Origin of the sequence: Candidatus Zymogenus saltonus (assembly GCA_016929395.1) — a bacterium.
Classification (GTDB): domain Bacteria; phylum Desulfobacterota; class Zymogenia; order Zymogenales; family Zymogenaceae; genus Zymogenus; species Zymogenus saltonus.
Window position 1 is genome coordinate 1 of record JAFGIX010000065.1, and the last position, 25,174, is coordinate 25,174.

A 25,174-nucleotide genomic window follows, 5' to 3' on the forward strand; every position below is an offset into this window, starting at 1 on the left:
ATTTCCTCAACATTATCTCTTTTCGTTCAAATAACGCCCCTAAAGCATCTCTTCGATGATCTCCGCCGCAAACCTGACAAACCCCGGGCACTTGGTGTAAAAAAGCTGATTGTCGACGGCGAGACTCCGCCCCTCTTCCGTTCCGATGTCGCAACCAAGTAGATCTCTACAGACGATGGACCCGTTTTTCGCGTTGAATTTTTCCGCGAACCGGTGGACCGCTTCGTAGGTCTTTTCCTTTGCGTCGAAATCTCCACCCTTCGAGGAAGGGAACTTCAGCCCCAGCACCATGAAGGCGCCGGTCACCGCCCCGCATGTTTCCGCCATTCTGGCCATCCCCCCGCCAAACCCGCAGGATAATCTGAGCGCACTTTCGAGGTCGATGCCGAGCTCCACCCCGTACGTCGACAGGATCGCCTGGGCGCAGTTGTAACCCTTTTCAAATTGAGAAACCGCATCTTCCGTCCTGCTCATAATTACAACTCCAATTCATTTGTTATTAGAAATCACCGTTTATACGTCTCGGCCTTGACCTTTTCCACCATAAGTCTGTTGAATCTCTCAGGCTCCTCGAAACACGGGCTGTGGGCTGATCTTTCAAACCAGATGAACTCCTTCTTTGGAGCTTTAAGCGCCTCGAAATATTCCTCGGCGAGCTCAAAGGGGGTGTTCCAGTCGTGCCTGCCGATCATGAAGTAGACGGGGACTTCCACCTCTTCGATCTCGGTCATGAAGTCTATCTTCATCACATCCTCCCACATCAGAGGAAGAGAGAATTTCAGCCCCTTCATAACGTTAAGCGAATCAAATATCGTATACTCCTCATTGAAGATATATGTTATATATAAACTTCTATAACTGCTTTTGCCATAGCAAGCTCCCCCGAATTTCGTAAGCCACTTTCTTTGAACGAGGAGATCGTCACAACCGTTTTTGTAAAGGCCGTCTTTCGGTGGGCCTATCCTATTCAGCTCTTTCAGCGCTTTTCTGTTATTGGTCTTTTCCGCCGTCCGCAGCGTGAAATCGTACGAGAGCGCCTCGTTTCTCGCGCCGTCCACGCACTGGCCGATACCCACGTAGGCGTAGAAATCCCCGGGGTATCTGTCTATCAGATACATTCCGAGGATGCTCCCCCAGGAGTGGCCGACAATATATATTTTGTCGGTATTGAACTTTTTCTTCAGATACTGGACAAGCTCATGGGCGTCCGAGATGATCTGCTCCACGGTCATCGACTCCGGCGGTATATCCTTTGAATACGATTTACCGGCCCCCCTCTGATCCCAGGTGACCACCACGAAATCGGACTCCAGATCGCCGTTGTCCTTGATCACACTGGGGGTTGTGGGCACACCCGGCCCTCCGTGGATGAAGAGAAGCACCGGATTCCCCACATCGGTGCCCCTCATTACAATCCACTGATCCACCCCGCCGAGGTTCACCTTCTCTATCCTGGCGATGCTCCTCTCGGAAACCAGTCCGTTTGCATCGACGATCTTCGGCGTATAGCTGCACGCCAAGGCGACAAAAATAGTCATCGACAAAAGGATCATCGGTCGAAGCGATCGTATAAAACCGCGTTTATAACTTTTCATCTTCTCTCCTCTTTTCTAAATTGAGAAAGTATATATTAAAAAAACCCGGACTGCAAGCCCGGGCCGTAATATTTTTTACTTTTATTGAAATTACTATTTGCCCCCGTCGGCACCATTAATCCTAAGGCATCAATCCCCAGGGAGCAGGTTCATTGTTCCGACCGCCTCGGAGACGTCGTCGGGCCATACGAAGATGCGCTTGAAGGGCTCGACCTTGATGTAATCCTGCGGATTGTAGATCTTCCTCGTCGTCATATCGACGCAGTAGCGGCTTATCCATGCATATCTGTCCGCCGTGCTCATCTTGCTCCCCTCTACGATATTTTTTGTTATGTTAAAGAGCTTCACGCACATCCTGAATTCGTATCCTGTCAGGGACTTTTTGTCGGACCAGCATCCCGCCTTTCCCTTGTACGCCTTATTTGCGGCCTCGTAGAACATCACAAGGTCAACGTGCCTCGGGAGGCTGGGATAGATCATCATGGACGCCGCCCAGCCCGATTTTATCATCAGCAGGTTGAATGTTGCCCGCTCCTCCCTCGTCATGGTCTCTCTCTCCTCCGCGCTGTACGAAGGCGCCATGTAGGCCAAAAGCCTGCCGTACTGATCGAAATGCTCGTCGGCGGCCATAATGAAGACGCTCCTCGGTTTGCCGCTTGGCCTTTTCAGTTTCTCTTCCACCATATCGGTGAACTTCCGGGATGCCTCCTCACCCTGGTCCTCCTGGAGGGTCCCCGCCTTCCCCGTCTCGAGCTTCGGCAGGAGAAACTTGCCGAGCTCCTTTTCGATGGGGGCCTTCCCCTCTTTTATCCACTCCGCCAGCTGGGCCAGGTTTCCATTCTGATTAGAGGGCCTCTGGTTCCCGGGATAGTGGACCTCCGGTGTTTCGATGCTCAACAACCTGATGGATGTCGATACGTAAGGAGTATCACCGTCCGTTGCCCTAATATACTTCGTCGTTCCCACCGAATCAAGCTGCTGTCCCATAGGGTCCCAAAATATCATAACGTCAGACATAACAGACCTCCTTAAGATTGTTAAAAAAATTGCCAAGGTATTTTGTAGTGAAACTGCGCCGGGCTTTAACCGAAGCTCAGAAAGCGAAATCAAGAACGATTAAGAAAATGCAGGATCAAGGCAAAGGAGATACAATTCCAAGGTAAAACAGATGTAAGATCAAAGTAAAGGAAATGTAGAATAAAGCTAAATGAGATGTGATTGGCTACACAGTTGTTCATGATATTATCACATTTGTATGATAATGTCAAGAATAGTGCTATTTCTTATGATTATTTTTATGCATGCTTTTATTTGTTCATGAGGAAATATTTACTATTTTTCGGAAGATATTTTTAGTATAATGCAAAAGCTTCAAAGAACGAAGGGAGGGAAACTATGACCCATATATCTTGTGAGGTGAGCCTTTACCCGTTCGTGAAAGACGAGCCGTTCGAGCCGATACGAACCTTTATCAAGAGCGTCAAGGAGTCGGGGCTTTCGATCCACACAGGACCGATGAGCTCCCATATCGAGGGCGATCTGGAAAAGGTCTTCGATGTCCTTAAGGGCACGTTCGGCGACGCCTGTGAGAGTGGCCCCGTTGTCATGGTGATGAAGGTCTCCAACACCTGCCCCCCCTGGCATGAGCCGAAATAACACCGGTGATCCGCCCTTGCTTTAAAGAAAACTCTCTCAAAGCTGCGGGGTCTTCTCCACACTTGTAAGGGCAGTAAGATAATTTTAAAATTTTGAGCTTCACTCAAAGGTGCGAGCTTGCCGAGCTTGCTTAAATGGATAATATGGATAATATTGATAGTGCAGAGAATCCCTTCGACAACAGGAAAGTCGCGGAGTCTTACGAGGCCTACTTTGAAACGGAGAGGGGAAAAGAGATAGACACGGAAGAGAAAAGTCTCATCCGCTCCCTCGTGGGTGGGGGCGGCGGCAGGAGGCTCCTCGATGCAGGGTGCGGAACCGGTTACTTCGGCCGGTTCTTTATCGATCTCGGCTACAATGTGACAGGCCTCGACCCCTCCAGGGCGATGCTCCTCGAGGCGAAAAGGAAGGGTGGCGTAAGATGTATCCTCGGAGACGCCCACGATCTGCCGTTCCCAGACCGCTCCTTTTCAGGGGCGGCCCTCTTTACAGTCATCGAATTTGTGGATGATCCCGAGACGGTTATCGATGAGCTTATCAGGGTCTCCGACAAATCCATTTTTATCGCTTTTCTGAACAGATGGGGCCCCCTGAACGTCAAGAGGTACATAAAAAACCAATTGGGGGGAAAGGACCTGTTCGCCGCGGCCCGCTTCTACTCTTTTAGCCAAATCCGCAGGATGATCGTAAGGTCGGCCGAAAAAGCGAAAAGGAGGTGCGAGATCAAATGGGGGGGAGCGCTGGGGCCGAGGTTAATCTCGACGAAGCTAACGAGGGCCCTCTTTTCCGAGTTCATCCTGATAAGGGCCGACCTCGATACCTGACACCGTTATCGGAAGCGGGGTCAACATTCGGGCTTTTTATATCGGCTTGACGAGGACGCCCTCTTCAATAAAGATAACTTGCCCGTCCAATCCTTACACAATTAAAAAATGAGGGAATACCCCCCCTGAAAAACGAGGACAGCCTGACATCCTCGGCCGTATCTTGTGCCTTACATATCAGGCCAAAAACCTCCTCCCCCCTCCCCTGCAATCCCAAACGCCCTTCAAGTGCCAAGGCTCCTCAAAAACCGAGCTTTTGGTTATGAGCGCCGAGGCCGCGATGATTCTCAAGACCCTGCTTAAACGAGATCGCCTGCCTAACAGAAAGAGGAGTTACAGCTTCGGCACCTCCCTCTTTATCCTTGAGCTGAAATCTATCAGCGTTCTCTCGTAATCCTCTCCCATCAGGTGGGAAGAAATCATGAAGTCCGCCGTGGAGCGGTTGCACGCCACGGGGATGTTGAAGAGCACCCCGATCCTGAGGAGCGCCTTTACGTCCGGGTCGTGGGGGTGCGAGGCAAGGGGGTCCCAGAAAAAGATCATAAAGTCGATCTCACCATTGACGATCATGGCCCCTATCTGCTGGTCTCCACCCAGTGGGCCGCTGTTTAAGGAGCTTATTTTTAGTCCCAACTCCTCCTCTATCATCCTGCCGGTGGTGCCGGTCCCGAAAAGATCGTGTTTCGAGAGCGTAAGCCTGTTGAACTGCGCCCACTCCAGGAGGTCCCTCTTGCGGGCGTCGTGGGCCACAAGCGCTATCCTCTTCTTTTTCCTTATCAGCTTTGTTTTCAATATTAATCCCCCATTTAAAACAAATTTTCCATTGCCCCCTGCCTGTTGAGGCCGCAGGGGCACTTCGGTCAAGTCCTATAAATCGAAAACCGCGACTTAATATTCAAACAACTCAAGCCTGTTTATCTCAGCAGCGCGAAGCTCTCCACCACGTGCTTGAATACGCCCCTATTATCCTTGAGATATGAGTATGATCCCGAGATGTCGATGAAGTAGTCCATGTTGTTCCCGTAGAAATGGACGAACCAGTGGTTTACCGCCTGGGGGTCGTCTTTGATCACGTCCTTTACCATGATCCCGTAGCCCCCGGGGAACTCTATTGTCTCCAGATCGTCCAGTGTGGAATCGGGTTCTTCCATAAGCGCCTTCAGACCGTTCAGCTTGTTGAGGTAGTAGGTCTTGGTGGAATACCTCCTTGGTATCTCCGTTGTGATAACCGATACCATCGGCACCACGGTTCCGCAGTCCTCTTCTCCTTGACCGGGGTTGAAACTCCACGATGTGAACTTCCCCTCTTTGCCGTCCATTTTGAACCCGAGGGGAATATCCATAGAATAGCCGTACTTCATGCTCTTAAAGAGGACATATTGCTGGTCCTCGGCCGTTGAGAAAACGGCAAAGACGATAAGCGTTGCCAAAACGGTCAATATCGATATATTTAGCTTCATTTTTTTCCTTTTTTGGTGACTTAAAATAGTTGCAATTTCTCCATAGCAATAGTATATATTATTAAATAGAAAAAATAAAAGAGTAATTTCTCATGTTCCCTTATGTGTATATTATCCCGTTTCTCGCAATATTCGTTGCCGTCCTCGTTACATCCGAGCTGAAAAAGGTGAAAAAGGGGACCTACGCCACCAAGCCGGTGGCGACGCTGTTGGTCATTTTGACGGCCCTCCTGTCGTTTAAGGTTCCCGAGACAACCCGCCAGTACACGCTTCTTATCGTAATCGGCCTAGTCTTCTGCTTCGGCGGCGACATGGCGCTGATGTTCATGGAGTCGAAGAAGGCGTTCCTTATAGGGCTTGTCCTGTTTCTTCTGGGCCACGTCGTCTACGCCGTTACGTTTCTTATTTACGGCGGCGACTCCTCTCATCTTCTGCTGACGGCCCTCGTTCTATTCGTGATCGGTGTATTTATATATGCCTTTCTCTATCCCGGACTTGGCAAGATGAAGGTTCCAGTCGCCTTTTACATCTTAATAATCTCGGCGATGGTTGCGGCGGCGGCAGCCAGCCTCTTTTCGGCGTCGGTTCCGAAGACTGTCGCGTGGCTTATTACGATCGGCAGCGTACTCTTCTGGGTCTCCGATATTGTTCTGGGTGTAAACAGGTTCAGGATCCCGTTGAAATACGACCGCCTCTCGCTTATCGCCTACTACTCGGGGCAGTTTTTGATCGCCGTATCGACCTACTACTTCGTCTCGTAGGAACGGCTATTTTCGAGGGGCATCCTTACCTTCGAAGTTCAGGAGGATAGTCTCTTTCATATCTCCGACGACTTCCTTTGCCAAGTCGTCGAGGAGCTTGGCCGATTTGGGATCGATCTTGAATCTCGTCCCGATCTTCTTGAGCTCCTTTTCACCATTATCTTTATCTTTGTCATTGTCTTTATCGCTACAATTATCTTCATCGTTACCATTGTCTTTATCTTTGAGGTATGGGAGGTATGGAGAGAGGTAGACGAAGCGGACGTTTCTAAAGGCGGGGTTCTGCTGTAAAAGAAGGATGTTGTAGTAGATAAAGTATTTATGGCGATAATCGAAGATGTCGAGGCTCCTGCCCAGGATTTTTCCGGTGGTGAACTCTTCTATGGAGCACGTCGAGTCCTTGGGGTCGATTAGGTGGCCGGCGTCGATGATGAGCACGAGCCCCCCCCTGTATCTCTTATTCGGATCGCTGAACCTATTTAACATGAGCTGGATTACGGTTTCGAGGCCCAGATTGTCGGCGATGCCGCCGTCGTTGATGTGGAAGTATGTCATCTTCCCCGGCATCTTCTTCGTTTCGCCCTCAATGATGATCGGCCCAAAGAGGAGGGGTATGCTGGCGGACCCCATCACCGCCCTCGAGACCCTCATATTACCTATCGATTGGCCGATATCTCCGGCGAACATGGCGCCCTCCTCCTCTTTGACGGGCAAGATATACTCCCATGCGGCCGCCGTCTCTTCAGGCACCTCTGTTTTAGAGAAGGTATTAAATAAGAAGTCTGACCTTCTCAGCGTTGTGAAGAGGAATTTGGAGCCGTTGTCCATAACCGTCCCATTTATTATGATTGTGGGGCACTGCACCTTGAGCTGTCTCTCGTGAAGATCTCGGAAGTTTTTTGTCCCTCTTTCCGTGAGCATTCTATCGAAAACCCTCTGCAGTATCACCCCCTTATCCGTCGCCTTGAGGAATACCCTCTTCCACTGCCACGGCTTGTATATGGAGACGATCTCCTTTTCAAAGTTCCTCCTCATGTCTTCGGTGTAGTTATCGAAGAAAATATCATATTCTTTCTTTTCCCTTGTATCGACCACGGGCTTTCTCATGCAGTAGTACGCCGAGGCGAGGCTCCCCCCGGAAACGCACGATATGTAGTCGACCTCGTCCAGCACGCTCCTTCCGTCGGGGAGCTTTACCTCTTTGTAGAGCTCGTACAGGACCGACGAGGTCCAGACAGCGGCCCGGCTTCCTCCGCCGGAAACGGAAATCGCAAAGAAGAAGTCCCCGTCATCGGCGGCGGAGAATTTTTCATCAACCTTTTCGGGCAATTTATTTATCGTGAATATATCCGGAATGACGCTGCAGGATATGAACGATACTGCAAAGAGGAGAAGAATAATCGTCATAAAAACTATACGCTTCATGGCTCCCTCCAGGTTATGAAATTTACATGCATTAGTCACGATTTCTCTTGCGTTTTTCTTCGGCCAACACTTTTCATTCATACTGTGTCATCCCCAACCCGATTGGGAATCCTTATTCTGTCATTCCCAGCTTGACCGGGAATCCTTGTTTTGTCATCCCCAACCCGATTGGGAATACTTGTTCTGTCATTCCCAACTTGATCGGGAATCCTTGTTCTGTCATTCCCGACCTGATCGGGAATCCAGAAAAAATATTAACCTGGATTCCCGCTTCCGCGGGAATGACAGTATATTTACGGTTTCCGATTTCCTATGGAATCCTTGTTCTGTCATCCCCAACCCGATTGGGAATCCTTGTTCTGTCATTCCCAACTTGATTGGGAATCCAGAAAGAATATCAATCCCCTGCATACGCAGGGACAGGCTGGATTCCCGCTTTCGCGGGAATGACAGTATAATTACAGTTTCCGCCTCCCATGGAAATGACATTTTATGCTTCTTCTTAAAACCCCTTACGGGCAACGCCGCGCGATTGCCTCGTCGCTCGCCATTCAAAAAAGTCGCTTGTCGCAATGACAGTTTTTCCGTTATTTATGTCCCGCAGCTCATCAACGGTGCCATCCTACTCCCCCCCAAAGTTCTTGATAATCTCGTCCCTGACCTTCCCCACGACTTTTACAGCCGCCTTCTCAAGGATTTCAACGTCCTTCTTCTTGATTCTCAGCCGTGTGGGGATCTTCTCAAATTCCTCGATGAGTTCTTTGTCATCGATGACGTAAGGGGATATGTGAACAATCTTGACTTTTTTGAGCTCCTCGTTTTGCAGGGAGAGCATATAAGTGACGTAAGTCAGGTACATCGCTTGACCCGAGTATATCAGGTTAGTCCGAGAGGTCAGCTCCTTCGCCTTGATATTCTCGGAGACTATGGTGTCATTCTGATTGATCCTGCGGCGGGCGTCTATCACGATGATCATCGCCCCCCTGTAATCTTTTTCGTCCACGTTGATGCGGTTTTCGAGGAGCTGCAGCACGGTTTCAAGGCCGAGGGGATCGCAGACCCCGCCGTCGCTTATGTGGAAGTAAGCCCCGGGCTTTTTAAGGAGCTTTTTACGGTTCATCAGGGGAACCGGGCCTATTAACGGAGGCGCGCTGATGGAAGACGCAATAGCCCACGATATCTTCATGTCGCGAATGGAGATGCCGAGGTCTTCCGCGTAGAGGGTTGAATATATCTTGTTCTCAAAGGGGACATTGCTATTTCCTATTGGTGTGGGTCTGAACCCTTTCAGATAGCCTTCGCTGCCGGCTGCGAAGTTGGAGCGGTGAAGCGTCGTGAAGAGGAACTTGTCGCCGCTGTTCATAACCGTCCCGTTGACGATGAGAACGGGCGTGTCCCCCCTCTCCGTCCTCTTCTGGAGATATTCAAATGTAAGGCCTGACAAATAGTAGAGGTTAAAGTCATTCTTCAAAAAGAAGGCCTTTTCCATCGGGGAGGTCAGTATCCGAGACCAGAGCCTTGGCCTAAAGAAAACGCTCTTTTCGATGTTTCTGCTCATCTCACCTATGAATTCCTTGAAGAACTCATCGTAGTCCTCTTCGTCCTTGTTTTCGTGGAGGGGCTTTTTGAGGCAGTAGTACGCCGACGACAGGCTGCCGGAGGAGACACACGATATGTAGTCCACCTCGTCAAGGATGCTCCTGTCCTCATCAAGCTCCACCTGTTTGAAGAGCTCCCTCAAGACCGCGGCGCTCCACACGGCGCTCCTGCTCCCGCCGGTCGATACCGTCACGGCCAGAAAGTAATCGCCGTCGTCGTGTTTCCAGACCTCATTTTTTACAGGCTCCGGCTGCCTGTATACAAGCCTGGACGGCGCAATATGAGCGCACCCGGTCAGCAGCAAAATGGTAAGAGTCGATACGACAAGGCGAGAGAGAAATGTTTTTGGCATTTTCCCACCCCTTTAATGGATTGATGGAGGATCGACCTAAAACATTTTCAATCGGTTGGAATTAATGGATTAGTGCACATATTATACACGCACGGTCAGCTATTTCAAGGAAAAAATTTCGGGCTTAATTTTCTAAAACCGGCGCTCCCGTCAAGAAATTAATTGCCTTTTTCCCCTCAACGATGGTATATAATAGGGTAAGTAAAGAATTCTGGAGGGAGATATGTGCGATACATTCGTAGCCACGGGAGCGGCCACCTTCGACGGCTCCGTCATCTTCGCCAAGAACAGCGACAGGGAGCCGAACGAGGCTCAGGCAGTCGAGTATTACCCCGCCAAGGTCTACAAGAAGGGTGAGGACTTAAAGCTTACCTATATTACGATACCTCAGGCGGTGGAGACCCGGGGCGTCCTTCTCTCCCGCCCCTTTTGGATATGGGGAGCCGAGATGGGGGCAAACGACGCGGGGGTGGTCATCGGAAACGAATCGGTCTTCACCAAGCTCCCGATGAGAAAGGAGAAGATGCTTTTGGGGATGGACCTTTTGAGGCTCGGCCTGGAGCGGGCCGACACGGCCGAGGGCGCCCTCGATGTAATGGCGGAGCTCCTCGGGAGGTACGGCCAGGGGGGGCCCGCCGGGTACGAGGACAAAAAGCTCCTCTATCACAACTCCTTTATCATAGCGGACCCGAAGGAGGCGTGGGTGTTTGAGACGGCGGACTACGAGTGGGCGGCGGTAAAGGTTAAAGGCGTCCGCTCTATATCGAACCGGATAACCATAGGAAATGAGTTCGACAGGTCGTCTCCCGGCCTCGTCGAGACCGCCGTGAAAAAGGGGTGGTGCAAGTCGGGGGAGGATTTTGACTTCGACAGGTGTTATTCCGACTGGTTCTTCTCGACCTTTTCGATGGCAAGGCAGAGATGCGAGAGAACCCAGGAGATGATCGACGGCGGGGCCGGCAAGATCGCCCCCCCCACTATGATGAGTTATCTTCGCGACCACAACATCGACGATGAAAAATACAGGACGCAGAAGCGCTTTTTCATGGACGAGATATGTATGCACGCCGCAAACGGCCTCCCGAGGGCAAGCCAGACCACCGGGTCCCTGGTGTCCCACCTTACGGGCAAGATAAACACCCACTGGATAACGGGAACCGCCGCCCCCTGTACCTCGGTCTTCAAGCCGTTCTACTTCGAGGCGGGAAAGCTCCCGGACGTCGGCCCAGAGCCGACCGGCAGGTTCGATAAATCAACCCTCTGGTGGCGCCACGAAAGGCTCCACAGGGAGGTAATCAAGGACTACCCGAAAAGGATGAAAGCCTACCGGGACGAGAGGGACAGGCTCGAGGCGGAATTCCTGAAGGAGAGCGAAGAGCTCCTCAAGGGCGCCTCGAAGGGAAAAGGGGAAGAGTTTTCTAAGAAGCTCTACGCCTTCTCGGAGAACTGCTTCAAAAGGGCGGGGGAGGCGGAGGACAAGTGGATTGAAACCGTGAGGTCGATGCCGATAGAGAAAAAAGCAAATTTTGTCTATTCCAGCTACTGGAAAAAGCAGTCGAAGAAGGCGGGGATACAGGCCTGATATTTTCGTGTCGGGAGGATTGGTTTTATCGAGATGGGGGCCATTTTTTAGATGAGCAAAAACGGGAGGCAATGAACCATGAAGCTGAACGTTAGGGCCTTTGCGCTTATGTGCGCGATTGTCTGGGCGGCCGCCGTTCTCCTCTACACCTGGTGGATCATAATTTTGGAGGGGGCCACTGGGGAGATCACTATGATCGGCCGTATCTACATCGGATACAAGATCAGCGTCACCGGGAGTCTTATAGGGGCGGCCTGGGGATTCTTCGACGGCCTGATCGGGGGATTCATCATCGCCTGGCTCTACAATTTGCTCACAGACAAAATGCCGACCGTGAAAAAGGGTTGATGCCGGCGGATTTGTATCCCGGGCTTGCCGCCTAAATGAAGTTTCTGTTCATTGAGAAAAGGGTGCCCTGCAAATTATCTTAACGCCGGATCAACAAGGCGAATCGGTCGAGATTGTTTCCGGCCCTGGAAAATATGGGTGCCGCTTATATAGCAAGCACCCGAATATTTATTGGTTCTATTTTTTACTATCAAAGGAGAGGGGACGGTCAATAATAAGACGGAAGAAAACCTGACCGTGCCGATGCCTCACGATCCAACAAAATATCGCCAGCAGAATATCAATATCTCCGCAGCCCCAGCCAAAAATTCAATCTCAAATATTGAGCTCCAGCTCAGCGCAATCGGCCGGCCGATCCTCTTTATCTCGGGTACTCGTCCGTTATGTAATCCCTCAGATACTTGGTCTCCTCCTCGAGGCCCGACCTGATAAAGTTTACGATGTCCTTCATCGAGATCACCCCGACGACCTCCTTTTTCGATACTATGGGAAGATGACGGATTCTGTTCTCAATCATGACGTTGCTCGCCTTGTCCAGGGTGTCATCGGGAGAGGCGCAGATCAGGTCTTTGCTCATGATCTCCTTGACCTTATAGGTGCAGAGGTCTTCGGAGCAGGTGCCGAGATGCGTCAGGAGGTCCCTCTCGGTAATAATCCCTGTGTAGCTGCCCGAATCGTCCTTCACCAGAAGCGATCCCACCTTTTCAACGTTCATCACGGCCACGGCCTCGCCCACGTCCACGTTCTCGTTGATCGAGAGGATCGAGGCACCCTTTTCCTTGAGGAGATCGGAAATTGTCTTCTTTTTCATAGACATACTCCTTCGATAGATAATTTAATTTCAAATGAATTTAGTATAACATAGTGTTTATATTCAAATTGTCAAGGAGGATAAAAAACTTTACATTACATATTTTATAGTATTTTAAAAAGCGGAGCAAATTCAATCCGCGATGACTGCCTTCTGTTACCTTCCGCAGCACTTCTTGTATTTCCTGCCGCTCCTGCAGGGGCACGGGTCGTTTCTCTTTACGTTTTGAAACGTTAGCCCCGACGGATCGATCTCTCCGCTCCTCACCAAGGCTACCCTCCGCCTTACCTCCTCGATGTGCGGCTCGATGTGGTTAAGGAGCATCTTCCTCGCCGCGCAGAAGGTCGAGATGTTGTCGTATCCGGATGTGACGGACAAGCCATCCCACCGGAACTTGGTGCAGTCGCCCCGGCAGAAGGCGAGATGGGGACAGGTTTTACACTTTACGTTCAGCTCCGCCTTCATCTCTCCAAACCTGAACCTCAGGGGGCTTGCCAGTAGCTCCTCCACCCGGTCTTCAACGATGTTTCCGAGCCTCCACTCCGGGTATACGAAGAAGTCGCAGGGGTAGGTGTCGCCGTTGTGCTCCACGAGGAAGTACGAGCCGCACCTCTCCAGCCACCCGCAGGAGGTCTTTCTTCCGTCGAGGAGGTAGATGAAGATGTCCTCGAAGATCCTGATCGATACCTTGAAGAATCCCTCCTCCATCCAGAGATCGAAGAGGCGGGTGTGAAACTCCCCAAGCTGCTCCCCCGTTATGGAGTACGGTAGGGGCCTTCCCCCCTCGTCGTATTCCAAACAGGGGATGAACTGGAGGTGTGTAAAGTCGTTGTCGAGAAGAAACCTGTATATCTCCTCCGGCTTTCCCGCGTTTATGTCGGTCAACAGGACGAGGATGTTGAACGGGACGCCCCTCTCCCTCAGAAGGTTTGCGGCCTTCATTACCCTCCCGTACGTCCCCTTGCCGGCGTTGTCCTTTCTGTAACGGTCGTGGATATCCCTGGGGCCGTCAAGCGACAAACCCACGAGGAAGTTCCTCTGCTTCAAGAAATCGGCCCACGAATCGTCGATAACGACCCCGTTTGTCTGCAGCGAGTTCTCGACGACCTGCCCCGGCGACCTATATTTGTCCTGAAGACGGCAGACCTCCCTGTAGAAGTCGAGTCCCATAAGAGTCGGCTCGCCCCCCTGCCAAGTGAAGGAGTTGTGGCGTGCCCCCATCTCGAGGGTCTTTCTGATGATCGCCTCGGCCGTCTCGACCGTCATCATCTTGCCCACAGGGTAGACGTCGGCCACACGCTTGTAGAAGCAGTAATCGCAGCTCAGGTTGCAGAGGTGGGAGGAGGGCTTTAGGAGGAGATATAGGCTCGGGATTATCATCTTTGTCCTTTCATCGCGGATAGGAAAATGATTTTCACCGCTTTAGATCTACCAAGGATATTCTACCCTTTTGGAAACGCTCATGCAAACGATTTTGTGCCGACAGAGAGATTGCAGAATTCAATATTCCGGCCTTGCTTAATTCACCTTTTTTCTCTTGAAAAATGATGCGGTTTACGTATAATTTTCGTTAAATATTCGACAAAATACCATTTACAGAAGACTAAAAAATGAAATCACTCAAAAACCTGATCGCTATTGCGACGCCGACGAGTATTTTTGTCATTAGCGCCGTTATTATCAAGACGTCCGACCTGTCTCACCTCCATCCCAATATCCAATTCATGGCCCCCCTCTCGATAATGGTCACGATCATGGTTATGGGAATCGGGAGCGGAAGCCTCTCCAACAGGTATAAAATCCCCTCGATCCCCTACGGCTTTTTCCTGCTGTACCAGCTCTTCTACATGACCGACACCGACATCCCGTTCAGGGTAGAGATACTCGACGACTTCTTTGAGTTCGACGTCATCAACTCCGGCGCGCTTACGTGCATCATCAACTTCGTAAGCCTCTGCCACATATGCTGGGACAGGATGAAAACTTGGGAGATGAGAAGGACATATATGACCGTGATGATAATCCTTGGATTTCTCGCCGTCTTCTATCTGCCGTTTGAGATTCCGGACATGAATTTCTATATATTATTGATCTCGCTCATCGGTTATTTTTTGGGTCTGATCGCCCCTAAGATGACGATCTTCCCGGCAGGAAGTCCGGTCAAGGACTAGCCTAAAAAGGAGGCATGACCAAAGAACGGCCCCGCCGATTCAAGATAAAAAAGACCATCTTGACAAACCGACTTCGACACTGGATTAATGGGTAAAAGCTATATCTAATCACTACATCGATATCGGGTATTTGCCGTACTTGTGGACGGCCTCTATCATGACCCTGACCTTCTCTATGTCCATGTCCGGGTGGTCGTGGGCGGGACCGAGTAGATACCTCCCCCCCGGTGCGCACATCTTGATGAGGTGCCTTACCTCCTCCTCCACCTCCTGGGGTTTTGAGCGCTCCGTCAAGGTATAGTCGATTCCCACCCCGCCGACGATCGTGAAGACGTCGCCGTGCTTCTTTTTCTCCTCGAAAATATCCACGTTGGAGGTGTTTTCGTAGGCGTGGCCGCCGTCAAAGCCCCACTTGATGAAATAATCGAAGAGCTTGGTGTTGTCGCCACAGGAGTGGATCATGACCCTCCCGCCCCGGTCGTGAACAGTCTTTGTGTACCTTGTGTAAAAATCTCCGAAGAGCTCGTCCATCAGCTTCGGATTCAACATGGGGCCGGTCTTGTACGCCATGTCGTCCCCCTTCAAAAGAACCTTGACGCCGGCGTCCATGACCGCCATCTGTGTCTTCATGGTATATTCTTCGTTGTACTTTATGAGCTTCTGAATATACTCCCTGTTCTTTTTGAGGAGGATGGGCAGGGCCTGAAATCCCACCATCTGAAGTATTATCTCGAAATTTCCGCTGGACACCTCCCCTATGATACATATCTTGTCCCCGTACTTCGCCATCGCCTTCTTGAAAAACTTGTAGGCCATGTGGGCAAGCTCGTCTATATCCTGATGATACTCCCACGCATCGTACTCTTCCGGGGTGGAGATAGCCGGCCCCCTGTACATGAAATACATGTTGCCGTGGCCGTCATCGATCCAGTCCATGAAGCATCCGGTGGTCTTGGCCAGCGTATTTGAATCCCACAGCATAATGGTTCCCTCAAAGACCGCCCAGGTGCAGTCGAATCCGAGCTCCACCGCCGCCTCGATCCTCTTCATCAGCCCGCTGCCCAAAAAGGGGTCAACGAGCAGTTTCTTGAGCTTTCTTCCCCACCTGTCTATGATAAATGTGGAGACCGGATTTTTGAAAATAAGCTTCGGTGGTATAAGTGGTTTCCCGAGGACCTGCTGCACAGGCCAGTCGTCGAGGCTTGCCGAAAACGTAGGAACCCTGTCGATCTTCTTGCCGTCGATAGCGGCTACTATTCTTTCAGTAAAATCCATTTTTCACCCCTTCATGTTACCGGTCTTTATGATATTATTTCGAACGTGACTTGCATTACAGGGATTAGAATAACCAAAGAGGCCCTTTTCAGGAATATCCTTCATTCCTGATCCAGTCCCAAGCGACCGCGCTCTCTCACCCCATTTTAGCTACGGGGTATTTCCCGTATCTATGGGCGGCTTTAATCATGAGCCTTACCTTCTCCATATCCATGTCCGGGTGGTCGTGGATCGGGCCGATCAGAAACCTCCCGCCGGGGCCGCAACGCTCGATCAGCTCGATAACCTTCTCCTCCACCTCCTCCGGCCTTGACCTGGTCGTCAGGAGGTAGTCCACCCCCACCCCGCCGACGATCGTAAAGACGCCGCCGTGTTTCTTCTTCTCCTCGAAAATATCCACGTTGGAGGTGTTCTCGTAGGCGTGGCCGCCGTCGAAGCCCCAATCGATGAAGTAGTCGAACATCTGGGTGTTGTCCCCGCAGGAGTGGAGGAGGACCTTCCCTCCCCGGTCGTGAACCGCCTTGGTGATTCGCCTGTAGGAGTCTCCGAAGAGGTCGTTGCAGATCTTCGGGTTCATCATGGGGCCGGTCTTGAAGGCGAAGTCGTCGCCGTCGAAGATGACCCTGATTCCGGCGTCCATCATCGCCATGTTGGTCTTCATGACGATCTCCTCCAGGAGTCGAATGAACCGCTTTATCAACTCGGGCTCTCTCCTTATGAAGAGGGCCATCCTCTCGAAGCCGACCGACCAGAGGATCGACTCGTGGATTCCGAAGGAGGATTGGCCCAGAAGACATATCCTGTCGCCGAATCTCGACCGGGCCTTCTTGAAAAATTTGTACGTCTGATGCGAAAGGTCGTCGATGTCCGGGAAGTAGGGCCACTCGTCGAAGGCCCTGGGGGAGTCTATGGCGGGCCCCCGGTACATGTAGTAGGAGTTTCCGTGGCCGTCGTCCAAAATGTCGTAAAACGACCCGGTAACCCGTGCCATCGTCTTTGCGTCCCATATCATGAACATCCTCTCGAAGAGTCCCACCACCGAGTCGAACCCGAGGCTGACTGCCGCCTCGATGCTCTTCATCATCAGGTGGTCGAGGACTGGGTACAGGACTATGCCCCCGAACCTCCTGCCGAGGGTGTTGAGAAAAAATCCCGCAACCGGATTCTGGAGCATGAAGCTCCTGGCCAGAAGCGACCTCCCAAGGACCTGCTCCACAGGGTAGCTGTCCAGGTAGTACGAAAACGTCGGGACCCTGTCGGTCTCTTTCCCCTCGATTGCGGCTACAATCCTCTCTGTCGGATCCATTACATCACCTGTTAAAGCGTTGACTGTAGAAATCGCTGACAATTTCTAAATAGCCGGGTAAGTCAAAATCCCACAGCCCTAAAAAAATGGGGGATAGCTATTTAGACAGCCCTCCCCCGCACCTTTCGATCTATCCCCGCCAAGCGCCCCCGGATTTAAGGCAATCCCTCGAATCGGGACCGCCCCCCCCAACCGCCCCCTTACAACCTCACCCCTAAAAAAATGACCCGCCCCTCCCTAAAATTGGAGCCATCCCCCTACTAAGTTAAACCAACCCCACCAAAAATATAACCGACTCCACCCTTCCCAAAGCTGATACTGACCAACCCCCTACCCCCCTCCCCTTCCGTAGTAGGTGATATCCGTCCTTTTGGGCAGCGCCAGGGCGACGATCGGCACCAAGACGACCGCCACGGCGGCCGATATTCCCCCCTGGGCGACGTTGAACGGAAGCTCCGCAAGGGGGGGCGCATAATCCAGCCCGTAGATGATGTACTCCGCCCCGAAATAGCCGGCGACCATCCAGGCCGCGGCCAAGGCAAAGGAAAAAGCCGAAACGATGATTCCCTTTACACTCCAGGGCTTTACCTTGAAAAATCCCAGCAGGAACCCCGCCATCAATCCCTCGATCCCTTTTATGAAAAACGTCCAGGGCGCAAAATGGATATACCCCCCGATCATGTCGGCAAGGGCCGACCCCACTCCCCCGACGATCATGCCGAAGAGAGGCCCGAAGAGCGCCGCCGCAATAAAAATAAGGGCATCGCCGAGGTTGAAATAGCCTTTCGTGGCGACAATGGGAATCCTGACCACCAACGTTGCAACGGTAACCAGCGCGGAAAGGAGCGCGAGGAGCGCGAGCGTACGGGCCGACCGAAAATCGGCCCTCATCTTACCTTCGGAACTCATAATATTGCCTCACCTTGTTTATAAAAAATGCCGGGAATTGATCCACTCTAACTAAAGAGAGTCCAAGAAGTGTCCATGCCCGATTCGATATAGAAGGCCGTCAGGCGTAACCCCTCTCCACCTCAACCACCCTTATCGCGATAAGCCCGATGTAGAGTCCCCTCATCTCCATAAGGGGCACCACCTTTTTCATCCTTAACACCTGAATGCCCCGCTCGACCTCTCCCTTCAAGAAACAGATATCGGTGGGGCCGAAGTTCTCCAGTTCTTCCACCCTCTTCATGATTTCCCTGTGGTGGAAACCTATAAACTTCTCGACGGCATCGATCTTCATTTTTCCCGACGAAATGTTCGCCCCCCCTATATATCTTTATATCATTGAAAGTAGCATAAATCAATAGATTTCTACCCTTGAAGCCCAGACGGACATCTCTGAAAAGCCTTGAGGACACCGGCAAGCAGCTTCTATCGTTCATAAAGGGCAAGGTCAGCAAAAGACTTGATAATCTGCCGACATTCTGATATTTTATTTACATGAAGAAGTACACGATCAAGCGCCAGCCGATAGAGGTCGATATATCCTCGATGTCGATCGACTACGCAAAACTCCTCAATCCCGCCCAGCTCTCGGCCGTAACGTTCGGCGGCGGGCCGTCCCTCATCATTGCCGGCGCCGGGAGCGGGAAGACCAGGACCCTCGTCTACAGGGTCGCGTACCTCGTCGAGCGGGGGGTGAAGCCCGCCTCCATACTTCTTCTGACGTTTACCAGAAAGGCCGCCCAGGAGATGCTGAAGAGGGCGGCGGCGCTGACGGGAAGCGGGATAGACTCTACCTCCGGCGGCGTCGAAGGGGGGACGTTTCACTCGTTCGCCAGCCGTACGTTGAGGGAGTTCGCCCAGGAGGTAGGATTCTCCCCCTCGTTTACCATCTTGGACAGGAGCGATTCCGAAGACGTGATCAACCTCATCAGGGGGGGAATGGGGCTGAACGTCAGGGAGCGGCGCTTTCCGAAGAAGAAGACGATAGCGGACATCTTCTCCAAATCGATAAACAGGTCCATCCCGATGAGCGAGGTCGTGGAGACCGAGTTTCCCCACTTCGCAAAGGAGATCGATCAGCTCTACGAGCTGTTGTCGGGTTACACCGAGTACAAACAGAAACACATGCTGATGGACTACGACGACCTCCTGGTGTATCTCGCGAGGTTATTGAAAGAAAAGGAGCCGGTGGCGGCAAAGCTGAGGGGCCGCTACGCCTATATCCTCGTCGACGAGTACCAGGACACCAACAGCCTCCAGGCCGACATAGTCAAGTACCTCGCCGGGGAGAACGGAAACGTCATGGTCGTTGGGGACGACTCCCAGAGCATCTACTCCTTTCGGGGAGCGGACTTCAAGAACATCATGGACTTCCCGAAGCTGTTTCCGAAAACTAAAATAGTGAAGTTAGAGGAAAACTACAGGAGCACCCAGTCGATCCTCGATCTGGCAAACACGATAATAGACAGGGCGAGGGAGAAATACACGAAGGTCCTCTATACGAAGAGGGAGAAGGGCGGACCGCCGGCGCTGGTACCCCTTCCGGACGAGTCTACGCAGTCGGCCTTCGTGGCGCAGAAGATATTGGAGCTGAGGGAAGAGGGAGTGGCGCTCACCGACATCGCGGTCCTCTTCAGGGCCGGCTTTCACTCCTTTGACCTCGAGATGGAGCTGAAGAGGCGGAACATCCCCTACGTCAAGTACGGGGGATTCAAGTTCATGGAGACCGCCCACGTGAAGGACATTATGGCTCACTTGAAAATCCTGACAAACCCGAGCGACGCCGTGGGATTGGAGAGGGCGCTTCTTCTGGTGGACGGTGTGGGGCCCGCCGCCGCAAGGGAGATCTCGGAGCACGTCATTTCCGAGGGGGTTACGTCGAAGGGGCTCTCATATTTTTCGGGCGACAGGAGGTACGGGGAGGGGATAGCGAGGCTCGCTGGGGCGATCTCGACCTTGGAGGAGAGCGAGATGAGCCCCGCCGACGCCGTCTCTCACCTGATAGATTACTACACCCCAATCCTCAAGAAGAGATACGACGATTACCCGAAGCGGCTCCAGGATCTGGAACACCTCTCGGTGATCACCGGCAAGTACAGGGACCTCGACTCCTTCATGACCGACATGGCCCTGGAGCCCCCGAGCGACAGCGTCTCCGACATCGCGAGGGAAGACCCCGATCAGGAGAGGCTTATCCTCTCCACGATCCACTCGGCAAAGGGCCTGGAGTGGCACAGCGTCTTTATCATCTGGGCCGCCGAGGGGTATTTCCCCACGTCCTACGCCGCGGACTCCGTCGAAGACCTCGAGGAGGAGCTGAGGCTCATGTACGTCGCCGCGACGAGGGCAGAGCAGAACCTCTTTATCACCTATCCCGTAAAGATTATAACCCACAAGGGCCCCACGTACGGGAAGGCATCGAGGTTCGTTATGGACATCGATGAAGGCGTTTTGGAGACCTGGGTGGTGGAGGAGGAGTGGGACGTATAAAACCGGATATTTAATCGATTTATCTAAAGATCAAGAATCCTCTTTCAATATTTTTGTCCACCTTTCTGATATGGACAGCCAAAGATCTTTCAGTTATGATATTTTTAAATAAATTTAGATTTGCCGCCGCTGAAAACATGAATTACGACTCTCAAGGGAGCTTATAATGAAGAGAAATATCAGTAAAGAGCTGCCAAAGCTCGCCATCGCCGAGGGGCCGTTATCGACGATCAAGACCGGGGCGCTTGTCGTGGGGATCTTCTCCAACGGAGACGGCCTCTCTCAAGAGGTTAAGATGTTAGATACCGCCCTCAACGGAAAGATCAAAAGGCTTATCGTCTCGGGAGACTTCAAAGGCAGACCGAAGGAGACGCTGACGATATATCTTGACGACCAAACGCCTGACGGCGAGGCGGCCGACACAGGCCCGGAGAGGATCATATTGGCCGGCCTTGGGAAGAGGGAGGAAATCGACCTTGACACGATACGGGCAGTATCCGCGGCTGCGGCTAAGGCCGCAAAATCGATCGGGGTCAAAAAGATCGCCCTTCCCTTTGACCTCGCCGCGGGCTGCAAGATCGAGGGGGCCGACGACGCCCGGATTTCCGGGGACGTCTTCATCGGGGCCGCCCTCGGCACTTACGACTACACGGCGATAAAGGGGAAAAAGAAGCTCCTCAAGATAATAAAGGACGATCATCACGAGGAGAAAAAGGAGCATATCGACGAGATCACGGTTGTCAACTACAGGATGGATAAGGCAAACGGCTCCGAGATCGAAGAGGGGGCGACGGCCGGGATGATCATCTCCGACTCCGTCTATCTCGCAAGAGACCTCATAAACGCGCCGCCCAACCTGATGACCCCGAGGCTCCTTGCAAGAACGGCCAAGGAGGTGGCCTTCAGGTATCAGCTTATCTGCGACGTCTTCAAGGCTGATGATATTAAGAAGATGAAGATGGGGGCGTTTTTGAGCGTGGCCAGGGGATCAAAGGAACCGCCCGCACTGATAACGATCGAGTACGTCCCGAAGGAGAAGGCTGCAAAAAACGTGGCCCTGGTCGGAAAGGGGATAACCTTCGACAGCGGGGGTCTCTCTTTAAAGAGTGCCGAGGGAATGACGGACATGAAGACTGACATGAGCGGAGCGGCGGTGGTCCTTACGACGGTCATGGCCGCGGCAAGGCTGAAGCTCAAAACGGGGGTCGTGGGAATCCTCCCGGCGACGGAGAACATGCCGGGCTCAAACGCCACAAAGCCGGGGGATGTGGTCACCGCCATGGACGAGACGACCATAGAGATATTGAACACGGACGCCGAGGGAAGGCTGATCCTGGCCGACGCCATCACCTACGCGAAGAAATACGAGCCGACTGCCATCATCGACATCGCCACCCTTACGAGCGCCGTGGTAATCGCCCTGGGCAAAAAGGTGGCCGCCATATACTCCACCGACGACGCGCTTCTGGAAAGGCTCAAGGCGGCGTCCGCCGCGTCCGGCGAGAAGCTGTGGCCCATGCCCCTCTACAAACACTACGAGGAGCAGCTCAAAAGCGACATCGCCGACATCAAAAACAGTGGCGGCAGGGAGGCCGGATCCATCACGGCGGCAACCTTCCTGAAACACTTCGCGGGAGACTACCACCCCTGGGCCCACATAGACATCGCGGGGACGGCCCGGGCCGAAAAGGAATACGACTGGATCGCCAATGGGGGAACCGGCTTCGGCGTCATGCTCCTTCTTAGATTTCTGGAAATGATGGGGGAATAACAGACATCTTTTTCCCCTTATGGCCGCTTTCTTTTTTTGCAGTGGTTTGTATCCATCCGTTTTCTCTATACATTTTTTACATATTCTAAATCACAGTATCAGAAGATGCCGCGGCCTGTCTTCGTTGGTTCCTTTTCCAAACAATTTCCTCTTTTGACTTGACAACACCCCCTTATTTTTTTAGAATTCTACACTGATTGAGAAGTCAATCAGTCTTCAAAAGTCTTTTTTGTTTACTATTACTTTTTATTAGGAGATGACATGACATCTGACAAACCCCTTTGGAAGCCATCGGAAGAGAGAATCAAGGGCACCAACATGTATCGCTTTATGAACTATATCAACGAAAGATTCTCCAAAGACTTTAAAACCTACGATCCGATGTGGGAATGGTCCATCGAAAACATCCCCGACTTCTGGGAAGCGATCTGGGACTTTATGAATATTGTGCATTCAAAAAAATACGACAAGGTCTTGGTGGACGGGGACAAGATGCCCGGGGCCAAGTGGTTCGTGGGTGCCGAGCTGAACTTCGCCGAGAACCTCCTCAGACACGCGAAGGAGGACAAGACCGCTATCATCTTCAAGGGCGAGGCCCAGGATTTGGTCCACGTCTCCTACCCGGAGCTGTACGACAAGGTGGCCCGCCTTGCAAAGGCGATGCGGGAGATGGGGATAAAGAAGGGCGACCGCGTCGCCGGCTTTATGCCCAACATGCCCGAGACGATCATGGCGATGCTCGCCGCAACGAGCATCGGCGCCATCTGGTCGTCATCGTCCCCCGACTTCGGGATAAAGGGCGTGCTTGATCGCTTCGGACAGATCGAGCCAAAGCTCATCTTCACCGCCAACGGCTACTCCTACAACGGCAAAAAGTTCAGCTCCCTCGAAAAGATCGCCGACATCTTAAAAGACCTCCCCTCCATCGAGAAGGTCGTCGTGGTACCCTACACCGAAGAGAACGCCGACATCAGCGGGGTCAGGAACTCGGTGCACCTGAAAGACTTTATGTCGGACGAGAAGGGCCTTAAAATCGAGTTCGAGCAGGTCCCCTTCGATCATCCACTCTACATCATGTACTCATCGGGGACGACGGGGCTTCCCAAGTGCATGGTCCAGAGCGTGGGCGGCATCCTCGTGCATCACATGAAGGAGCTCATGCTCCACTCTGACCTTAAGCCTGAGGACAGGATATTCTACTTCACCACCTGCGGATGGATGATGTGGAACTGGCTTACAACGTCGCTCGCCGTCGGCGCCACTATAATCCTCTTCGACGGCTCCCCCTTCTATCCCGATCCGGGGGCTTTATTCACGCTTGCAGAGGATGTGAAGATGACCCACTTCGGCACCAGCGCCCGCTACCTGGCCGCCGTGGAAAAAGAGGAGCTGAAGACCCAGGGCAAGTACGACCTCTCCGAATTAAGATGCATGATGTCCACGGGCTCCCCCTTAAACGAGGAGCAGTTCGACTATGTCTACAGGGATATAAAGGAAGACATGTGCCTCTCGTCCATCGCCGGCGGAACCGACCTGAACGGCTGCTTCGCCCTCGGAAACCCGATGGGGGCCGTCTACAGAAGCGAGCTCCAGTGTCGGGGACTCGCCATGGACGTTCGGGCCTTCAACTCTAATGGGAAGCCGGTCGTGGGTGAAAAGGGAGAGCTTGTCTGCATGAAACCCTTCCCGTCGATGCCCATCTACTTCTGGCGAGACGAGGACGGCTCGAAATACCACAGCGCCTACTTCGACGTATACCCGAACATCTGGCGCCACGGAGACTTCATCGAGATAACTGAGCACAACGGCGTCATCTTCTACGGCCGCTCCGACGCCACCCTCAACCCGGGCGGCGTGCGCATAGGAACCTCCGAGATATACAGCGTGGTGGAAAACATGGGCGAGATCAACGACTGCATCGTGGTGGGCCAGGACTGGAAGAACGACGTGAGGGTGATCCTCTTCGTCAAGATGGCGGAAGGGGTGGAGCTCACCGAAGAGCTGGTAAAGAAGATAAAAACCGACATAAAGAAAAACGCAACGCCCCGCCACGTTCCGTCAAAGGTAATAGCCGTGGACGACATACCCTACACCATTAACCTCAAGAAGGTCGAGCTTGCGGTAAAGAAGGTCATCCACGGGGAAGAGGTGCTGAACAAGGACGCCCTGGGCAATCCCCAGGCCCTCGACCTCTACAAGGACATCAAGGAGCTCAAAGAGGATTAACCTCTTTTTCGTGCGTAGGGGTTGGGGCCAATATTGTGAAGGGGGTTGGGCAATATGATGAGGGGGGATGAGACAATAGTGCTCAGGGGGTCGGGCAACTGGAAAGTTGGCAAATAAGGATCGGGGCAATGTTGTAAGGGTGGAGGGTGATAACATGTAGGGGATCGGGCAATATTACAGGGGGTTGGAAAACGGGAATTTGGGGAAACGGGAAAACAGCGGAATTGGCCGATGGAGGATTGGGGAGGGATGGGGGATTCGCCCCTCGACCAATATCCCCCGCCAAATTGCAAGGAGCTTGGACATAGATCGTTTTAACGTCAACGGGGGTAGATTGAAATCCATCCCCGTTTTTATTATGACTAAATAAAAAGGGCACGTCCCAAGCTTTCAAGCAACTTAAGTTAAGGGCGTGCCTCCTTCACAAACAACCAATACGGTCTTATGTCTTGTGTGGAAAGGCTGTTTCCCCTCTCCCGCCGCGTCCTTTTTATCAGTCTTGCTTTTTTATCAACTTTGATATTCCCCCCCCTCGAATACCTTCCCCATGGGGGCATCAGGGATTGTGCGGTCA

At 52.4% G+C, this 25,174-nt stretch carries 22 protein-coding genes; 9 read left to right on the forward strand and 13 right to left on the reverse strand.

The window, feature by feature from the left end; all coding sequences use genetic code 11:
• Positions 1–39 precede the first annotated feature (39 nt).
• The 3 genes from JW984_12785 to JW984_12795 all read right to left on the reverse strand — a co-directional run bounded on the left by JW984_12785 (position 40) and on the right by JW984_12795 (position 2,612).
• Complete coding sequence (locus tag JW984_12785; protein MBN1574064.1) at positions 40–474, reverse strand: C_GCAxxG_C_C family protein; 435 nt, start codon at positions 472–474, stop codon at positions 40–42.
• A gap of 32 nt (positions 475–506) precedes the next feature.
• Positions 507–1,595 (reverse strand): alpha/beta hydrolase, encoded by a 1,089-nt coding sequence (locus JW984_12790; GenBank protein MBN1574065.1) that lies wholly within the window; start codon positions 1,593–1,595, stop codon positions 507–509.
• A 129-nt stretch (positions 1,596–1,724) separates the two neighbouring features.
• Positions 1,725–2,612, reverse strand: coding sequence for a thermonuclease family protein (locus JW984_12795; protein MBN1574066.1), 888 nt, complete (start codon positions 2,610–2,612; stop codon positions 1,725–1,727).
• A 378-nt stretch (positions 2,613–2,990) separates the two neighbouring features.
• On the opposite strand from JW984_12795, the gene JW984_12800 reads away from it, so the two are divergent.
• Together JW984_12800 and JW984_12805 are read left to right on the forward strand one after the other, a co-directional pair.
• On the forward strand, positions 2,991–3,251 hold the full coding sequence (locus JW984_12800; GenBank protein MBN1574067.1) for a thiamine-binding protein: 261 nt from the start codon (positions 2,991–2,993) through the stop codon (positions 3,249–3,251).
• A 143-nt stretch (positions 3,252–3,394) separates the two neighbouring features.
• A complete protein-coding gene (locus tag JW984_12805; GenBank protein MBN1574068.1) occupies positions 3,395–4,075 on the forward strand; it encodes a class I SAM-dependent methyltransferase in 681 nt (226 codons plus the stop codon).
• Between the two features lie 333 nt (positions 4,076–4,408).
• Here JW984_12805 and JW984_12810 read toward each other — a convergent pair whose 3' ends face one another.
• Both JW984_12810 and JW984_12815 read right to left on the reverse strand, forming a co-directional pair.
• Positions 4,409–4,852: a methylglyoxal synthase gene (locus tag JW984_12810; protein MBN1574069.1), complete on the reverse strand. Its 444-nt coding sequence runs from the start codon at positions 4,850–4,852 to the stop codon at positions 4,409–4,411.
• Between the two features lie 137 nt (positions 4,853–4,989).
• Positions 4,990–5,535: a hypothetical protein gene (locus JW984_12815; protein MBN1574070.1), complete on the reverse strand. Its 546-nt coding sequence runs from the start codon at positions 5,533–5,535 to the stop codon at positions 4,990–4,992.
• A gap of 92 nt (positions 5,536–5,627) precedes the next feature.
• On the opposite strand from JW984_12815, the gene JW984_12820 reads away from it, so the two are divergent.
• Positions 5,628–6,296 carry a lysoplasmalogenase gene (locus JW984_12820; protein MBN1574071.1) on the forward strand — a complete coding sequence of 223 codons (669 nt, stop codon included), beginning with the start codon at positions 5,628–5,630 and terminating at the stop codon, positions 6,294–6,296.
• 6 nt (positions 6,297–6,302) lie between these two features.
• On the opposite strand, the gene JW984_12825 is transcribed toward JW984_12820, so the two are convergent.
• Both JW984_12825 and JW984_12830 read right to left on the reverse strand, forming a co-directional pair.
• Positions 6,303–7,721: a patatin-like phospholipase family protein gene (locus JW984_12825; GenBank protein ID MBN1574072.1), complete on the reverse strand. Its 1,419-nt coding sequence runs from the start codon at positions 7,719–7,721 to the stop codon at positions 6,303–6,305.
• 622 nt (positions 7,722–8,343) lie between these two features.
• A complete protein-coding gene (locus JW984_12830; protein ID MBN1574073.1) occupies positions 8,344–9,672 on the reverse strand; it encodes a patatin-like phospholipase family protein in 1,329 nt (442 codons plus the stop codon).
• Between the two features lie 223 nt (positions 9,673–9,895).
• Between JW984_12830 and JW984_12835 the strand changes: the two genes are divergently transcribed.
• A complete protein-coding gene (locus tag JW984_12835; protein ID MBN1574074.1) occupies positions 9,896–11,254 on the forward strand; it encodes a C69 family dipeptidase in 1,359 nt (452 codons plus the stop codon).
• Between the two features lie 78 nt (positions 11,255–11,332).
• Positions 11,333–11,602: a bacteriophage holin gene (locus tag JW984_12840; GenBank protein ID MBN1574075.1), complete on the forward strand. Its 270-nt coding sequence runs from the start codon at positions 11,333–11,335 to the stop codon at positions 11,600–11,602.
• 361 nt (positions 11,603–11,963) lie between these two features.
• Here the strand turns inward: JW984_12840 and JW984_12845 are convergent, their stop codons facing one another.
• Positions 11,964–12,413, reverse strand: coding sequence for a CBS domain-containing protein (locus JW984_12845; GenBank protein MBN1574076.1), 450 nt, complete (start codon positions 12,411–12,413; stop codon positions 11,964–11,966).
• Positions 12,414–12,569: 156 nt separating this feature from the next.
• Positions 12,570–13,787, reverse strand: coding sequence for an anaerobic sulfatase maturase (locus tag JW984_12850; protein ID MBN1574077.1), 1,218 nt, complete (start codon positions 13,785–13,787; stop codon positions 12,570–12,572).
• Positions 13,788–14,023: 236 nt separating this feature from the next.
• On the opposite strand from JW984_12850, the gene JW984_12855 reads away from it, so the two are divergent.
• The gene (locus JW984_12855) at positions 14,024–14,584 is read left to right on the forward strand and encodes a hypothetical protein (GenBank protein ID MBN1574078.1); all 561 of its coding nucleotides are present in this window, start codon (positions 14,024–14,026) and stop codon (positions 14,582–14,584) included.
• Positions 14,585–14,695: 111 nt separating this feature from the next.
• Here JW984_12855 and JW984_12860 read toward each other — a convergent pair whose 3' ends face one another.
• From JW984_12860 to JW984_12875, 4 genes are all read right to left on the reverse strand, one after another.
• Positions 14,696–15,859, reverse strand: coding sequence for a hypothetical protein (locus JW984_12860; protein MBN1574079.1), 1,164 nt, complete (start codon positions 15,857–15,859; stop codon positions 14,696–14,698).
• Positions 15,860–15,995: 136 nt separating this feature from the next.
• The gene (locus JW984_12865) at positions 15,996–17,165 is read right to left on the reverse strand and encodes a hypothetical protein (protein ID MBN1574080.1); all 1,170 of its coding nucleotides are present in this window, start codon (positions 17,163–17,165) and stop codon (positions 15,996–15,998) included.
• Between the two features lie 330 nt (positions 17,166–17,495).
• Complete coding sequence (locus JW984_12870; GenBank protein ID MBN1574081.1) at positions 17,496–18,074, reverse strand: ECF transporter S component; 579 nt, start codon at positions 18,072–18,074, stop codon at positions 17,496–17,498.
• 100 nt (positions 18,075–18,174) lie between these two features.
• Positions 18,175–18,408 carry a hypothetical protein gene (locus JW984_12875; protein ID MBN1574082.1) on the reverse strand — a complete coding sequence of 78 codons (234 nt, stop codon included), beginning with the start codon at positions 18,406–18,408 and terminating at the stop codon, positions 18,175–18,177.
• Between the two features lie 200 nt (positions 18,409–18,608).
• On the opposite strand from JW984_12875, the gene JW984_12880 reads away from it, so the two are divergent.
• From JW984_12880 to JW984_12890, 3 genes are all read left to right on the forward strand, one after another.
• On the forward strand, positions 18,609–20,603 hold the full coding sequence (locus JW984_12880; protein MBN1574083.1) for an ATP-dependent helicase: 1,995 nt from the start codon (positions 18,609–18,611) through the stop codon (positions 20,601–20,603).
• 166 nt (positions 20,604–20,769) lie between these two features.
• Positions 20,770–22,374 (forward strand): leucyl aminopeptidase, encoded by a 1,605-nt coding sequence (locus JW984_12885; protein MBN1574084.1) that lies wholly within the window; start codon positions 20,770–20,772, stop codon positions 22,372–22,374.
• A 261-nt stretch (positions 22,375–22,635) separates the two neighbouring features.
• The gene (locus JW984_12890) at positions 22,636–24,600 is read left to right on the forward strand and encodes an acetoacetate--CoA ligase (GenBank protein MBN1574085.1); all 1,965 of its coding nucleotides are present in this window, start codon (positions 22,636–22,638) and stop codon (positions 24,598–24,600) included.
• Positions 24,601–25,174: the final 574 nt, after the last annotated feature.

Bases quoted from the DNA above. Each gene is read 5' to 3' on its own strand.
- JW984_12785 (MBN1574064.1), bottom strand. From the start codon at position 474: ATGAGCAGGACGGAAGATGCGGTTTCTCAATTTGAAAAGGGTTACAAC.
- JW984_12790 (MBN1574065.1), bottom strand. From the start codon at position 1,595: ATGAAAAGTTATAAACGCGGTTTTATACGATCGCTTCGACCGATGATC.
- JW984_12795 (MBN1574066.1), bottom strand. From the start codon at position 2,612: ATGTCTGACGTTATGATATTTTGGGACCCTATGGGACAGCAGCTTGAT.
- JW984_12800 (MBN1574067.1), top strand. From the start codon at position 2,991: ATGACCCATATATCTTGTGAGGTGAGCCTTTACCCGTTCGTGAAAGAC.
- JW984_12805 (MBN1574068.1), top strand. From the start codon at position 3,395: ATGGATAATATTGATAGTGCAGAGAATCCCTTCGACAACAGGAAAGTC.
- JW984_12815 (MBN1574070.1), bottom strand. From the start codon at position 5,535: ATGAAGCTAAATATATCGATATTGACCGTTTTGGCAACGCTTATCGTC.
- JW984_12820 (MBN1574071.1), top strand. From the start codon at position 5,628: ATGTTCCCTTATGTGTATATTATCCCGTTTCTCGCAATATTCGTTGCC.
- JW984_12825 (MBN1574072.1), bottom strand. From the start codon at position 7,721: ATGAAGCGTATAGTTTTTATGACGATTATTCTTCTCCTCTTTGCAGTA.
- JW984_12830 (MBN1574073.1), bottom strand. From the start codon at position 9,672: ATGCCAAAAACATTTCTCTCTCGCCTTGTCGTATCGACTCTTACCATT.
- JW984_12835 (MBN1574074.1), top strand. From the start codon at position 9,896: ATGTGCGATACATTCGTAGCCACGGGAGCGGCCACCTTCGACGGCTCC.
- JW984_12840 (MBN1574075.1), top strand. From the start codon at position 11,333: ATGAAGCTGAACGTTAGGGCCTTTGCGCTTATGTGCGCGATTGTCTGG.
- JW984_12845 (MBN1574076.1), bottom strand. From the start codon at position 12,413: ATGAAAAAGAAGACAATTTCCGATCTCCTCAAGGAAAAGGGTGCCTCG.
- JW984_12855 (MBN1574078.1), top strand. From the start codon at position 14,024: ATGAAATCACTCAAAAACCTGATCGCTATTGCGACGCCGACGAGTATT.
- JW984_12860 (MBN1574079.1), bottom strand. From the start codon at position 15,859: ATGGATTTTACTGAAAGAATAGTAGCCGCTATCGACGGCAAGAAGATC.
- JW984_12865 (MBN1574080.1), bottom strand. From the start codon at position 17,165: ATGGATCCGACAGAGAGGATTGTAGCCGCAATCGAGGGGAAAGAGACC.
- JW984_12870 (MBN1574081.1), bottom strand. From the start codon at position 18,074: ATGAGTTCCGAAGGTAAGATGAGGGCCGATTTTCGGTCGGCCCGTACG.
- JW984_12875 (MBN1574082.1), bottom strand. From the start codon at position 18,408: ATGAAGATCGATGCCGTCGAGAAGTTTATAGGTTTCCACCACAGGGAA.
- JW984_12880 (MBN1574083.1), top strand. From the start codon at position 18,609: ATGAAGAAGTACACGATCAAGCGCCAGCCGATAGAGGTCGATATATCC.
- JW984_12885 (MBN1574084.1), top strand. From the start codon at position 20,770: ATGAAGAGAAATATCAGTAAAGAGCTGCCAAAGCTCGCCATCGCCGAG.
- JW984_12890 (MBN1574085.1), top strand. From the start codon at position 22,636: ATGACATCTGACAAACCCCTTTGGAAGCCATCGGAAGAGAGAATCAAG.